The following is a 13,746-nucleotide window of genomic DNA, read 5'->3' as shown; positions in this document are numbered from 1 at the left end:
TTGACATCAAACATGATCTTTACCGATATATATGTAAATATATAGCGGTTTTAATTGTCAGGATATTACTTATGTCACTAACCAGACGGATGTTTACGCAGGCTCTTGCGTCTACCTTGTTCCTGCATCATCTGCCGTCCTTTGCACAATCAGTTAAATTCTGGGCCTCATTGACGCTTCCTGAAGCCAAAAAAATTACGCGTATTGTCAGTGCCGGTGCGCCTGCCGATCTGCTTTTGCTGGCTGTCGCGCCAGAAAAACTGGTCGGTTTTTCTTCTTTTGACTTTGCTCGCGAGGCGGCAATTCCATTAACTCCGGCAATACGTCATTTACCTAAACTTGGACGACTCGCCGGGCGCGCCAGTTCGCTTTCAATGGAAGGGCTTATGGCATTGCAGCCCGATTTGGTCGTTGATTGCGGCAATACGGATGAAACCTGGCTCTCCCAGGCACGGCAGGTTAGCGAACAGACACAAATCCCCTGGTTATTGCTTAACGGAAAACTGGAGCAATCGGCAGAACAGTTAACAACGCTGGGCAAAACATTAGGCGAAGAGCACCGCACCGCAGAACAAGCCAATCTCGCCAGCCGCTTCGTTGGTGAAGCTCAGGCATTCGCCACCTCACCCGCCGCTAACCTCCGCTTTTATGCTGCGCGCGGTCCCCGAGGGCTGGAAACGGGCTTACAGGGTTCGTTGCATACCGAGGCGGCGGAATTATTAGGTTTGCACAACGTCGCGCAAATCGCCGATCGCCATGGCCTGGCACAGGTTTCCATGGAAAATCTACTGCGCTGGCAGCCGGATATTATTCTGGTTCAGGATGCTGTGACTGCAAACTTTATCCGTAACGATCCTCTCTGGCAGGGCGTAAAAGCCGTTGCGGAACATCGCATCTTGTTTTTGAGTGGCTTGCCTTTCGGCTGGCTGGATGCCCCGCCGGGAATCAACCGTCTTCTGGGATTGCGCAGACTCCACGCCTGGCTGGATCCCGCAGTCAACAGCCAGTTTAAAAACGATATGCAACGTTACGCTCAACTGTTCTGGCATTGCCCATTAAGTGACGCCGACTATCAAAAAATGGTGGCGAGCTAATGAGAACCGCGAACGGATGTATTCTGCTGCTGGCAGCTATCAGTATCACTTTTGCCGCCGTAAATGGGGCTTATCATCTCGATATGCAGCAACTGCTGGCGCTAATTCTTCGTCAAGAAGATGTTCCTGTGCAGGAACAAATTGTCTTCTGGCAAATCCGCGTGCCGCGCATTCTGGCGGCGTTGTTACTGGGCGCTGCGCTGGCAGGCGCCGGAACCACCTATCAGGGGATGTTTCGTAATCCCTTAGTTTCACCGGATATTTTAGGCGTCTCCGCCGGTGCCGGACTTGGTGCCTGCGCTGCAATCCTGTGGGGATTATCGATAGCTTACATCCAACTCTATGCATTTTGCGGCGGTCTGCTGGTGGTCGCAGGCGTCTGGCTGATTACATGTCGGGTGACTCGTCACGATCCGGTGCTCACGCTGGTGCTGGTCGGCATTGCGTTAGGAACGCTGTGTGGAGCGGGGATATCGCTAATTAAAACGCTGGCCGATCCCTATACCCAGTTGCCCTCGATTACCTTCTGGCTACTCGGTGGCCTGTCTACGGTAACCTTACGCGACCTTTACTACGCGGCACCGCTCATTCTGGCTGGCACCGTTCCTCTGCTATTCCTCCGCTGGCGCATGAATTTACTCACGCTTTCTGATGACGAAGCCCGTTCGCTGGGGCTGAATGTTGCGCGTCTGCGATTAGGATTGATTGTCTGCGCCACACTAATCACCGCCAGCACGGTAGCAATAGCGGGCATTATTGGTTGGGTTGGTCTGGTCGTTCCGCACATTGCCCGCTTGTTGACCGGTCATAACCATCAGCAACAGTTGCCCATGGCAATGTGTACTGGCGCGATTCTGCTCCTGCTCACCGATACGCTGGCGCGCAGCATTGGGACAACAGAAATCCCGCTCGGCATTCTTACCGCTTTTGTTGGCGCACCGTTTTTCCTGCTTTTGTTGTTACGCGGAGGTCGCCAGTGACTTTGCTTGCCGTCCGTCATGCGTCTCTGGGTTACTCCCGCCATCCGGTGCTAAGTGACGTTTCCTTCGCCCTGTCGCAAGGAACAATTTGTTGTCTGCTTGGCGCCAATGGTTGCGGCAAAACCACACTCATGCGCTCCATTCTTGGCGTTATTCCGTTATTAAAGGGCGAGATCTTACTGGATAGCATCCCTGTTCAGACACTTAGCCATCGCCAGCGCGCGCAAGCAATTGCCTGGGTACCGCAGGCGCACGACGGTATTTTTGCTTTCAGTGTGCTGGATATGGTGTTGATGGGCCTGGCCCCCACCATGGGCGCTTTTTCCGTTCCCGGTAAGCAAGAACGCCTGAAAGCAACGGAACAACTGGAAAAGCTGGGTATTTTGCATCTGGCGACAAGACGCTGGAATACCCTTAGCGGTGGTGAACGCCAGCTGGCTTTAATCGCCCGTGCACTCGTCCAACAACCGCGCTTGTTGTTACTGGATGAGCCCGCCTCCAGCCTCGATTTCGGTCATCAGATCCAACTTCTGGACACGCTGGCGCAGCTAAAAAATAACGGCATGACAATGTTAATGTCGACTCACCATCCGCTCCATGCCAACGCCATTGCCGACAGCATTATCCAGGTAGAGCCAGATGGACGAGTAACACAAGGCTTACCGACCGAACAGTTAACAACGAACAAACTGGCGGCCCTGTATCGGGTTTCTGCCGACCAAATTCATCATCACCTCTCTGCAATTAGCCGCTAAGGAACAATCATGCTCATTGATGATATTGATTTTGCAGACCTTTATCTGCAGCAACTCAAACTGGCTCACCGCACAGAAAAAACGCCCGATAACTGGGATCAACGGGCGGAGAAAATGGCTGAAAATTGTGCCTCGCCAACGGACAGCTACCTGCAACAACTGATCGCTAAAATTGACCTGCAAGGCGCGCAGACCTTATTCGATATGGGCTGCGGACCAGGCACCGTATCGCTGGCGCTGGCTGACAAACTCACTACGATTTATGGCGTTGATTACAGTCAGGGGATGCTGAACGTTGCCGCCCGCCGCGCCGCCGCGCTGAAGGCAGACAATGTCCACTGGATCCAGCGCGCCTGGGAAGAGGACTGGAGTGACCTGCCACGCTGCGATATTGCCGTGGCTTCCCGATCCACACTGGTGGCTGATATGCGCCAGGCAATGAGCAAACTGAATAATCAGGCACGGCTGCGCGTCTACACCACCCATCTGGTCAGCACCTCGTTCGTCTCCCCGGCCATTCAGCGGGCGGCAGGTCGGGAAGTGATCGAATTACCCAACTATATTTTTGCGCTCAACGTCCTGTATCAAATGGGAATTTATGCTCACGTCGATTTTATCCGTGGACAAAATTGCCAACAGGATAACAGCACCTGGGAACGTTTTGAGCAGAACGTCAGCTGGAGTCTTGGCGCGCTTAACGACGATGAGCGTGAACGGTTATATCGCTGGTATCAACAACAAGATGCTCGTGCCCTCGCCCCTGCCAGCCGCGACTGGGCGCTCATCTGGTGGGATAGCGTGCCGCCGGAGGCACTGCGATGATCTTCATTTCTCAGGCACAAATCGATGCGTTACTTCTGGAAGATATCCAGGGCGGTGACCTGACCACGCGGGCATTAAATATTGGACACCAGCCTGGCTATATTGCGTTTTTTCACCGCCAGGGCGGCTGCGTCAGCGGCGTTTCTGTCGCGTGTAAGATGTTAACCACGCTGGGGTTAACCATTGATGACGCGGTCAGCGACGGTTCACAAGCGGATGCAGGTCAGCGGCTGATCCATGCCCACGGCGACGCTGCTGCGCTTCATCAGGGATGGAAAGCGGTTCAGAACGTACTGGAGTGGAGTTGCGGCGTCTCAGATTATCTCGCTCAAATGCTGGCGTTGCTTCGTGAACGTTATCCTGACGGCAATATCGCCTGCACCCGAAAAGCTATCCCTGGAACCCGGTTGCTGGCAACACAAGCTGTCATTGCCGCTGGCGGGCTGATTCACCGTGCCGGATGTGCGGAAACTATATTATTGTTCGCCAACCACCGTCATTTTCTTGCTGACAATCAGGACTGGTCGGGCGCAATCGCCCAGTTACGTCGCCACGCCCCCGAGAAGAAAATTGTTGTTGAAGCCGACACGTCTGAAGAGGCTATCGCCGCGTTACGCGCGCAACCAGACGTACTTCAGCTCGACAAATTTAGTCCGCAGCAGGCAACTGAAATTGCGCAAATAGCGCCGTCGCTGGCTCCCCACTGCACGCTGGCTCTGACCGGCGGAATTAATCTGACGACACTCAAAAATTACCTCGACTGCGGCATTCGCCTTTTTATTACTTCCGCGCCTTATTACGCGGCACCGGCTGACATCAAAGTCAGTCTGCAACCCGCAGCCTCTTTTTAATTCTTTGTTAAACGGAATTTATTCTATGAGACTCAAAAAACGTTATCTCTGCACAGCACTATCACTTGCCTTTACCCAGCAGGCCGTAGCGGCTCAGGAGAGCGACACGCTGACCGTATGGTCCAGTCCGGTATCATCGACGACGACCACCGTTCTCGATCAACCCACCATGAAGGCCCTGGATAAACAGAATGTCGCTAAGGCATTAAGCGTCGTCCCTGGCGTAGTGCTGCAAAAGTCAGGCAGCCGCAACGAAGAACAGGTCAAAGTTCGTGGTTTTGATAGCCGTCAGGTACCGGTCTATTTCGACGGCGTACCGATTTATGTTCCCTATGACGGCAACCTCGATCTGGCGCGGATTCTGACCAACAATCTGGGCGCGGTCGAAGTTTCCAAAGGGTATTCGTCGCTGCTTCAGGGGCCTAATCAGATGGGCGGTGCCATTAATATCACCACCCAGAAGCCAACGAAACCTCTGGAAGCAAATCTGGGATATCGCCAGGGATGGAGCCGTAGCCGGGACAATGCCTACGATATGCATGCTTCATTTGCCGCCAGCAGCGATCTGGGGTATTTGCAAGTCAGCGGTAGCCAGCTAAAGCAGGATTTTCTCGGCCTGCCGCATGGTGTAAATAACGATATTGCAGGCAAACACGGCAAGATGATTAACTCATCGGCTGATGATAAACGCGGCATTGTGAAGCTCGGTTTTACACCGCGCGAAAACGATGAATACACACTGACTTACATTAAGCAGGATGGTGAAAAAGATAACCCGCCATACAGCGGAAACAGTGGTCAGAAATCACGCTACTGGCAGTGGCCGGAGTATGACAAAGAAAGTTTTTATTATCAGGGAACGACCCAGCTAAACGAGCGTTTTACTTTGAAAAGTCGGCTGTATCGCGACACCTTTGAAAATACGCTGATGATGTACAACTCGCTGGCTGATTTGAAAAATAAAAAAGGCAGCTACAGCCATTATTCCGATTACAGCGACGGTGCCGGATTACAACTGGCAGCCGATGTGCGTGAAAACGATCTGCTGTCGTTTGCCGTTAACTGGAAAGATGACGTACACCGAGAAAAAGGTGCGCCGCACGCCGCTTACGATCGCTATGAAGATCGCACCTGGTCGCTCGCCAGTGAATATCAATGGGCTGCCGCCGATAATGTCGATGTCGTGGCGGGAATCAGCTATGACTGGCGCGATAGCGTAGAAGCGAAAAAACATGAGAACGATGGCAGCATCACCCATTATGACGACAACAATCAGTCAGCTTTTAACTGGCAGGTGATGGGGAAATACCACTTTGCCAATGAAGACACGCTGGCGCTTTCGTACTATGACCGCACACGCTTTCCGACGCTGAAAGAACGCTATACCACGTCCAAACCAGCGTATAACCAGATAGCGATTGTTAACCCGCAGCTCAAGCCGGAACGCGCGCGCGGGGTAGATTTAACCTGGAATGGTGCCTTCACGCGCGACTGGGGATTTGAGGTCAGCGTTTACTATAATCGGGTGAGTGATGCCATACTCTCGCACAATATCGATGCCGATACCATTCAAAACCAGAACAGCGGCACGGTGGATTACAGCGGTCTGGACGCCGGTATTAAGGGGAAAATCAGCAATATACTGGATGTAGGGTTGAGCTACGCCCTGATCCACGCTGACGCCAAACGCAAAGACATCGGCAAGATAACCGATCTGCCAACGCAGACAATGACCGCATGGATGACTCTCAAACCGTGGGAGCCGTTAAGCGTAACACTGTCGGAAGAGGCGCGTTCCTCCAGCTACAGCAACAGTGACGGTTCACAAAAAGCCGCCGGTTTTGCGGTGACCCACATTCGAGCCGATTACGCCTTAGGTCATGGCTTCAGCGTCAATGCGTCGGTCAATAACCTGTTTGATACCCAATATGCCTACAGTGAAGGGTTTATTGAAGAAGGTCGCAATTTCTGGGCAGGTGTCGAGTATACGTTCTGATGTGAAAGCGGATAGCGGCATCTGTATCGCTATCCGCCTTATGAAAATCTTATTCTCTTCGCAGGAGGCGGAATACGCCCAGAACGAGAATAGCTCCCACTACCGCCACCAGGAAGCTGTGCAGATTAAAACCGCTGATGGAGCCGCCAATGCCAAACATGGTCGCCAGCCAGCCGCCGACCACCGCACCGACTATCCCGAGAATACAGGTCAGGAAAAATCCACCACCATCACGCCCCGGCATGATTAGCTTGGCGATAATGCCGGCTATCAGGCCAAAAATAATCCAGGCAATAATTCCCATGTTCAGGCCCTCGTTTCTATGAACAGGACGCAAGAAATGCTTACGTCAACGCTCTAAGTATAGGCAAGGGTAAGTTTGATGTTGGGCGTCTGGCGGTTGATTTGCAGCCAATATGTAAAAAAAATTCTCATTTGTATAAAGTTTTGTTAATCGCTACCGATAAACCAAAGACAGTTTGTCGGTCAGGAGTTTTTCCGCGTGAGTCACTACCATGAGCAGTTCCTGAAACAAAATCCTTTAGCAGTGTTGGGCGTTTTACGCGATTTGCATAAAGCCGCAATTCCCTTGCGTATCAGTTGGAGTGACGGTCAACTGATCAGCAAAATACTGGCAATAACCTCGGATAAGCTGGTGCTGGATTACGGCAGTCAAGCAGAAGACAACAATGCCGTGCTTAAGGCGCGGCACATTACCATTACCGCCGAAACTCAGGGTGCGAAAGTCGAGTTTACTGTTGAACAATTACAGCAAAGTGAATACCTGCAGCTTCCGGCCTTTATTACCGCACCACCTCCCGCGCTATGGTTTGTGCAGCGACGCAGATATTTCCGCATCTCCGCCCCGCTCCATCCGCCTTATTTTTGCCAGACCAAACTGGCGGATAACAGCACGTTACGTTTTCGCCTGTATGATTTGTCGTTAGGCGGCATGGGCGCATTACTGGAAACGGCAAAGCCTGCCGGATTGCAAGAAGGCATGCGCTTCGCACAGATTGAAGTCAACATGGGACAATGGGGCATTTTTCACTTTGATGCCCAGTTACTGACGATCAGCGAGCGTAAATTGATTGATGGTAAAAATGAAACCGTCTCCACTCCCCGTCTGAGCTTTCGTTTTCTTAACGTCAGCCCGACGGTGGAGCGGCAATTACAGCGAATTATTTTCTCACTGGAGCGGGAAGCCCGTGAGAAAGCGGACAAAGTACGCGACTGAGTTACATTGCGTCCAGAGCCTGCTCGAGTTTGTAGATATAGCGTGGAGCCTGCGGCGCGGGGTGATTTCTCGCGACGTGATCGAGGAACTCCTCAGCGTCCAGATCGTTGATTTTGCTGATCGCCTTTTTCCGATCTGAGGAGAAAGTCCGTAGCAGTGCGCCTGCCCCGTTAGCGTATGACACTACCAGCGCATATTGCAGTACTTTCGGATCTTCAATACCTGCCAGCGGGCCGGTTTCCAGAATATTCAGGTAAGCTGCCCCCATTGAGATATTACGCTCTGGATTTTTCAGCTCACTGGTCGTCGGCTCACCACTCCAGCCCATACGGCGATAAACATCGCGTCCGGACGTGGAGGCTTTTAACTGCATCAAACCAATGGCATTCGATTTACTCACCGCGTTCGGGTTACCGCCCGACTCGATAGCGATAATCGCCGTGATCAATTGTGGATCGACACCCCAGGCAGCACCGGCTTTCTGACTTATTGGCATCCACTTCATTGCACGTTGTACCGGAACTTTCGCGTTCCACGGAGGATTCGTATAGTCATGTTTTGATGAACAACCCGCTAATAACACAATCAAAAAGGCAAACCATCTCAATTTCACTTCATCTATCCTTATAGCCTGGAATCGCCGTTGAGGTGACAACGGCACACCTAAGCGGCATGATATACAATTCGTTTCTGTTGTCAGCAAGGAATTGCCATGTCTCAGTTTCACTTAATCGCCCCGTCGGGTTACTGCATTAATCAGCACGCCGCGCAGCGCGGTATTCAACGCCTGATGGATGCGGGTCATCAGGTCAATAACGTAGAGGTCATTGCCCGTCGCTGTGAGCGGTTTGCAGGTACGGAAACGGAGCGTCTGGCGGATATTAATTCTCTTGCAGGGCTGACATCACCCAACACTATCGTACTGGCGGTTCGCGGCGGTTACGGTGCCAGCCGCTTACTGGCGGATATTGACTGGCAGGCGCTGGTTGCTCGCCAACAACATAATCCGTTGCTGATCTGCGGGCATAGCGATTTCACAGCCATCCAGTGTGGACTGCTGACCCAGGGTAATGTCATCACCTTTAGCGGCCCGATGCTGGTGGCGAATTTTGGCGCGGAAGAGCTGAACGCCTTTACCGAGCACCATTTCTGGCTGGCATTACGCAATGAAACATTCACCATTGAATGGCAAGGGGAAGGCCCGACGTGTCGGACCGAAGGCACGTTGTGGGGAGGCAATCTCGCGATGCTGATTTCGCTGATTGGTACGCCGTGGATGCCGCAAATTGAGAACGGTATTCTGGTGCTGGAAGATATTAACGAGCATCCTTTCCGCGTCGAACGTATGCTGTTACAGCTCTATCATGCCGGAATTTTACCGCGTCAGAAGGCGATTATCCTCGGTAGCTTCAGTGGTAGCACGCCCAATAATTATGACGCGGGTTACAACCTGAAGTCGGTGTACGCGTTCTTGCGTTCCCGCCTGTCTATTCCACTCATAACTGGCCTCGATTTTGGTCATGAACAACGCACAGTTACGCTGCCGTTGGGCGCACATGCCATCCTTAATCACACCCAGGAAGGCACACAGTTGACGATTAGTGGTCATCCTGTTCTTAAAGTGTAAAAAAATCACGTTTCAGGGCTAAGTAAAACGCTGTTTCTGCCGCTAATATGGTAGGGTTTATATAAGAGACAGCGTAATCAGGAGTAACCGACCGTTGGATGCCACAACAATAATTAGCCTTTTCATCTTAGGATCCATCCTTGTCACCAGCAGTATTTTACTTAGTTCATTTTCTTCCCGTCTTGGCATTCCCATTCTGGTTATTTTTCTGGCGATCGGCATGCTGGCGGGGGTTGATGGCGTCGGCGGCATCCCGTTTGATAATTATCCTTTTGCTTACATGGTAAGTAACCTCGCGCTGGCGATTATTTTGCTCGACGGCGGGATGCGTACCCAGGCCAGTTCATTTCGCGTGGCGTTAGGTCCGGCGCTGTCACTGGCGACGGTGGGCGTGCTGATTACTTCTGGTTTAACCGGCATGATGGCGGCGTGGCTTTTTAATCTCAATTTGATTGAAGGCTTATTAATCGGCGCCATTGTCGGTTCCACGGATGCCGCTGCGGTATTTTCTCTGCTTGGCGGCAAGGGGCTTAACGAACGTGTTGGCTCGACGCTGGAAATAGAATCCGGCAGTAATGATCCAATGGCGGTCTTTCTGACCATTACCCTGATTGCGATGATCCAGCATCATGAGAGCAATATTAGCTGGATGTTCATTGTCGATATTCTGCAACAATTTGGTCTGGGCATTGTAATAGGTCTTGGTGGCGGTTATTTACTGCTGCAAATGATCAACCGCATCGCCCTGCCCGCCGGATTATATCCATTGCTGGCATTAAGCGGCGGTATTCTGATTTTCTCATTAACCACTGCGCTGGAAGGTAGCGGTATTCTGGCGGTGTATCTGTGCGGTTTTCTGCTGGGTAATCGCCCTATTCGCAACCGCTACGGCATTCTGCAGAATTTCGACGGCCTCGCCTGGCTGGCGCAGATCGCCATGTTCCTGGTGCTTGGGCTGTTGGTTAACCCAAGCGACTTACTGCCTATTGCCATTCCAGCGCTCATTTTGTCCGCATGGATGATTTTCTTCGCTCGTCCCCTTTCGGTATTTGCCGGATTGCTGCCGTTCCGTGGCTTCAATTTGCGCGAGCGCGTATTTATCAGTTGGGTCGGGCTGCGCGGCGCGGTGCCAATTATCCTGGCGGTGTTCCCGATGATGGCGGGCCTGGAGAATGCACGGCTGTTCTTTAATGTCGCCTTCTTCGTGGTTCTGGTTTCGCTGTTGTTACAGGGAACGTCGCTCTCGTGGGCAGCGAAAAAAGCCAAAGTGGTGGTTCCGCCCGTCGGACGCCCGGTATCACGCGTTGGCCTTGATATTCATCCGGAAAACCCGTGGGAACAGTTTGTTTATCAGTTGAGTGCCGATAAATGGTGCGTGGGCGCGGCGCTGCGCGACCTGCATATGCCAAAAGAGACGCGTATTGCGGCACTATTTCGTGATAACCAATTGCTTCATCCCACTGGCAGCACCCGACTGCGTGAAGGCGACGTCTTGTGCGTGATTGGTCGGGAACGCGATCTCCCGGCGCTCGGTAAACTGTTCAGCCAGTCACCGCCAGTCGCGCTGGATCAACGCTTCTTTGGTGACTTCATTCTTGAAGCCAGTGCCAAATATGCCGATGTGGCGCTGATATATGGTCTGGAAGACGGTCGGGAGTATCGCGATAAACAGCAAACGCTGGGGGAAATTGTCCAGCAATTGTTAGGCGCGGCTCCGGTTGTCGGTGATCAGGTGGAGTTTGCCGGGATGATCTGGACGGTGGCCGAGAAAGAAGATAATGAAGTGCTGAAGATTGGCGTTCGGGTAGCGGAGGAAGAAGCCGAATCTTAAGTTTGATCCGTCTTGTATCGCCGGATACGACGCTGGTCGCATCCGGCTACAACAAGTTACACCGTCACAACAGGCACACGTAACGCCAGCGCGCACATCAACTCATAGCCAACGGTTCCGGCAGCGGCGGCGACATCATCAATTTTGATCTCTTTGCCCCACAGCTCAACCGGTGTACCAATACCCGCCTGCGGGCAAGGCGTTAAATCGACCGCCAGCATATCCATCGAGACAGTCCCTACCGTCATGGTGCGTACGCCGTCGACTAAAACCGGCGTACCGGTTGGCGCATGACGCGGATAACCGTCAGCGTATCCGGCGGCAACAATGCCAATTCGCTGTTCATCGCGCGCGGTATAGCGACCGCCATAGCCCACACGATCTCCCGCTTTTAGCGTCTGGATACCAATAATCTCGCTGCTTAACGTCATTACCGGACGTAATCCGGTATTGGCGATATCGCGCCACTGACCGGACGGCGATGCACCATACAAAACAATCCCCGGACGCACCCAGTCAAAATGCGCTTCCGGATGCCACAGCGTCGCGGCCGAGTTAGACAACGAACGTCGACACTCAAGCCCTTCCGCCGCCTGGTCAACACGCGCCATCGCCTCGGTAATCCCATCAGGATGCTCGGCCTCGGCAAAATGCGACATCAGGGTCATTTCGCCAACATTCGCCATCGCCCGCAGCTGCTGCCAGACGGTGGACACGCGATCGGGCAGGAAGCCCAGCCGATTCATTCCACTGTTCACTTTAAGATAAATATCCAGTGGTGCTTTTAGTCGCGCGTTTTGCAACGCTTTGAGCTGCCAGTTACTGTGAACGCAGGTAGTCAGGCGATACTGGTCATAAATCTCCAGATCCTGGGCGTGGAAAAAACCTTCCAACATGAGGATCGGCCCTTTCCAGCCGCGCTCACGTAGGGTAATGGCCTCTTCCAGATTAAGTAAGGCAAAGCCATCAGTCGCCCCGAGCGCACTCCAGATACGTTCAATACCATGCCCATACGCGTTCGCTTTTACCACCGACCAGACGCGCGCATGCGGCGCGGCCTGGCGGACAATGTTCAGATTCTGTTTTAATGCCTGTAGATCGAGGCTGGCCTGTATCGGTCTGGTCATCTCGATTCCTTAGCTGTGCGCGCCATGTAAATGGCCCGGGCGTGATGGCGTAAATCCACGGCTGTAGCGCGCTACGCTTAAATCCTCATACGGGATAGCGGGCGTGCGCCCCGAAAGCAGATCGCTTAACAACTGACCGGAACCGCAAGCCATCGTCCAGCCGAGCGTACCGTGACCGGTATTCAGCCACAGATTTTTAAAGCGTGAACGACCAACAATCGGCGTGCCGTCTGGTGTCATCGGGCGCAGACCGGTCCAGAAAGTAGCCTGCTCGACATGACCACCGCGCGGATAGAGATCGCGAACGACCATTTCCAGCGTTTCACGACGCGGCTGTAACAGTTCAGTGTTAAAGCCAACAATTTCCGCCATTCCGCCAACGCGGATGCGGTTATCGAAACGGGTAATGGCGATTTTGTAGGTTTCATCCAGAATGGTGGATACCGGCGCGCCATCTTCCTGCGCAATTGGGATGGTCAGGGAATACCCCTTCAGCGGATATACAGGAATATCAACAATGCCTTTAAGCATCGCCGTCGAGTAAGAACCAAACGCCATCACATACGCATCGGCCTTAATCACTTCATCACCACACTTCACGCCATAGATTTGTTCGCCGTCACAAAGCAGCTGATCAACTGGCGTATTAAAGCGGAATTTAACCCCTGCCTGCTCCGCCATCCGCGCCAGATTCTGGGTAAACAGCTGGCAGTCTCCGGTTTCGTCATTGGGCAGTTGCAGACCGCCAGTCAGTTTGTGCGCCACTTCTGCCAGCGCGGGCTCCACCTCCGCCAGGCGGCTGGATTCCAGTAATTTGTACGGCACACCAGCATCTTCCAGCACGGCGATATCGCGAGTGGCATTTTCATACTGTTGTTCGGTACGGAACAGTTGCAGCGTCCCGCCCTGCCGACCTTCATACTGGATATTTGTCTCTGCGCGTAATGCTTTCAGGCAATCACGGCTGTATTCCGCCAGGCGCACCATCCGCCCTTTATTTTCCATATAGTGGCTGGTGTCGCAGTTACGTAACATTTGCCACATCCATTTCAACTGGAACTGCGTACCGTCGAGACGAACGGCCAGCGGCGCATGGCGCTGAAACATCCATTTAATCGCTTTTAAAGGCACGCCTGGTGCTGCCCACGGCGCGGCATAGCCGGGGGAGATTTGCCCGGCATTCGCTGCGCTGGTTTCAAGAGCCGCCCCCGGTTCCCGATCAATGACGGTGACCTCATGTCCTGCCTGATTCAGATACCAGGCGCTGGCAACGCCTACCACACCACTTCCCAGTATGACAACTCGCATAGCCACTCCGATAACGGTAGATACAGTAAAAGAATAATAATCTAATTACATCTTGATAACTCAGTTGAAAATATTATTCAACATATAGGTTTTTTATGGTGAACCAGCTCACATCTCC

The 13,746-nt window shown here is 52.8% G+C and carries 13 protein-coding genes; 9 read left to right on the top strand and 4 right to left on the bottom strand.

Features of this window, described 5'->3' with window-relative positions:
• The first annotated feature begins 71 nt into the window (after positions 1-71).
• From D9738_RS05315 to D9738_RS05290, 6 genes are read left to right on the top strand one after another with little or no spacing between them, the layout of a single operon-like run.
• Entirely contained in the window at positions 72-1,094 is a 1,023-nt protein-coding gene (locus tag D9738_RS05315; RefSeq protein WP_130259699.1) for an iron ABC transporter substrate-binding protein, read from the top strand.
• Entirely contained in the window at positions 1,094-2,074 is a 981-nt protein-coding gene (locus tag D9738_RS05310) for an iron ABC transporter permease (RefSeq protein WP_130259698.1), read from the top strand. Before D9738_RS05315 ends, D9738_RS05310 begins: the two co-directional genes overlap by 1 nt.
• The gene (locus tag D9738_RS05305; RefSeq protein ID WP_130215977.1) at positions 2,071-2,829 is read left to right on the top strand and encodes an ABC transporter ATP-binding protein; all 759 of its coding nucleotides are present in this window, start codon (positions 2,071-2,073) and stop codon (positions 2,827-2,829) included. The genes D9738_RS05310 and D9738_RS05305 overlap by 4 nt, the downstream gene beginning before the upstream one ends.
• A gap of 9 nt (positions 2,830-2,838) precedes the next feature.
• A complete protein-coding gene (locus tag D9738_RS05300; protein WP_130259697.1) occupies positions 2,839-3,651 on the top strand; it encodes a class I SAM-dependent methyltransferase in 813 nt (270 codons plus the stop codon).
• The gene (gene modD, locus D9738_RS05295; RefSeq protein WP_130259696.1) at positions 3,648-4,502 is read left to right on the top strand and encodes a ModD protein; all 855 of its coding nucleotides are present in this window, start codon (positions 3,648-3,650) and stop codon (positions 4,500-4,502) included. The genes D9738_RS05300 and modD overlap by 4 nt, the downstream gene beginning before the upstream one ends.
• A 25-nt stretch (positions 4,503-4,527) precedes the next feature.
• Positions 4,528-6,498: a TonB-dependent receptor gene (locus tag D9738_RS05290; RefSeq protein WP_130259695.1), complete on the top strand. Its 1,971-nt coding sequence runs from the start codon at positions 4,528-4,530 to the stop codon at positions 6,496-6,498.
• 49 nt (positions 6,499-6,547) lie between these two features.
• Here D9738_RS05290 and D9738_RS05285 read toward each other — a convergent pair whose 3' ends face one another.
• Entirely contained in the window at positions 6,548-6,802 is a 255-nt protein-coding gene (locus D9738_RS05285) for a GlsB/YeaQ/YmgE family stress response membrane protein (RefSeq protein ID WP_000511315.1), read from the bottom strand.
• 198 nt (positions 6,803-7,000) lie between these two features.
• On the opposite strand from D9738_RS05285, the gene D9738_RS05280 reads away from it, so the two are divergent.
• Positions 7,001-7,735 carry a flagellar brake protein gene (locus D9738_RS05280; protein WP_130259694.1) on the top strand — a complete coding sequence of 245 codons (735 nt, stop codon included), beginning with the start codon at positions 7,001-7,003 and terminating at the stop codon, positions 7,733-7,735.
• 1 nt (position 7,736) lies between these two features.
• Here D9738_RS05280 and emtA read toward each other — a convergent pair whose 3' ends face one another.
• The gene (gene emtA, locus D9738_RS05275; protein WP_130259693.1) at positions 7,737-8,348 is read right to left on the bottom strand and encodes a membrane-bound lytic murein transglycosylase EmtA; all 612 of its coding nucleotides are present in this window, start codon (positions 8,346-8,348) and stop codon (positions 7,737-7,739) included.
• Between the two features lie 99 nt (positions 8,349-8,447).
• On the opposite strand from emtA, the gene ldcA reads away from it, so the two are divergent.
• Complete coding sequence (gene ldcA / locus D9738_RS05270) at positions 8,448-9,362, top strand: muramoyltetrapeptide carboxypeptidase (protein ID WP_130259692.1); 915 nt, start codon at positions 8,448-8,450, stop codon at positions 9,360-9,362.
• Between the two features lie 94 nt (positions 9,363-9,456).
• A complete protein-coding gene (locus D9738_RS05265) occupies positions 9,457-11,193 on the top strand; it encodes a potassium/proton antiporter (RefSeq protein WP_064528688.1) in 1,737 nt (578 codons plus the stop codon).
• Positions 11,194-11,249: 56 nt separating this feature from the next.
• Here the strand turns inward: D9738_RS05265 and dadX are convergent, their stop codons facing one another.
• On the bottom strand, positions 11,250-12,320 hold the full coding sequence (gene dadX, locus D9738_RS05260; protein ID WP_130259691.1) for a catabolic alanine racemase DadX: 1,071 nt from the start codon (positions 12,318-12,320) through the stop codon (positions 11,250-11,252).
• Positions 12,321-12,329: 9 nt separating this feature from the next.
• Complete coding sequence (gene dadA / locus D9738_RS05255) at positions 12,330-13,628, bottom strand: D-amino acid dehydrogenase (RefSeq protein ID WP_130205629.1); 1,299 nt, start codon at positions 13,626-13,628, stop codon at positions 12,330-12,332.
• Positions 13,629-13,746 lie beyond the last annotated feature (118 nt).

This window comes from Escherichia sp. E10V5 (assembly GCF_004212315.1).
Taxonomy (GTDB): Bacteria; Pseudomonadota; Gammaproteobacteria; order Enterobacterales; family Enterobacteriaceae; genus Escherichia.
The sequence above is the reverse complement of the archived record's forward strand: the minus strand, read 5'-3'. Positions and strand labels throughout refer to the sequence as shown.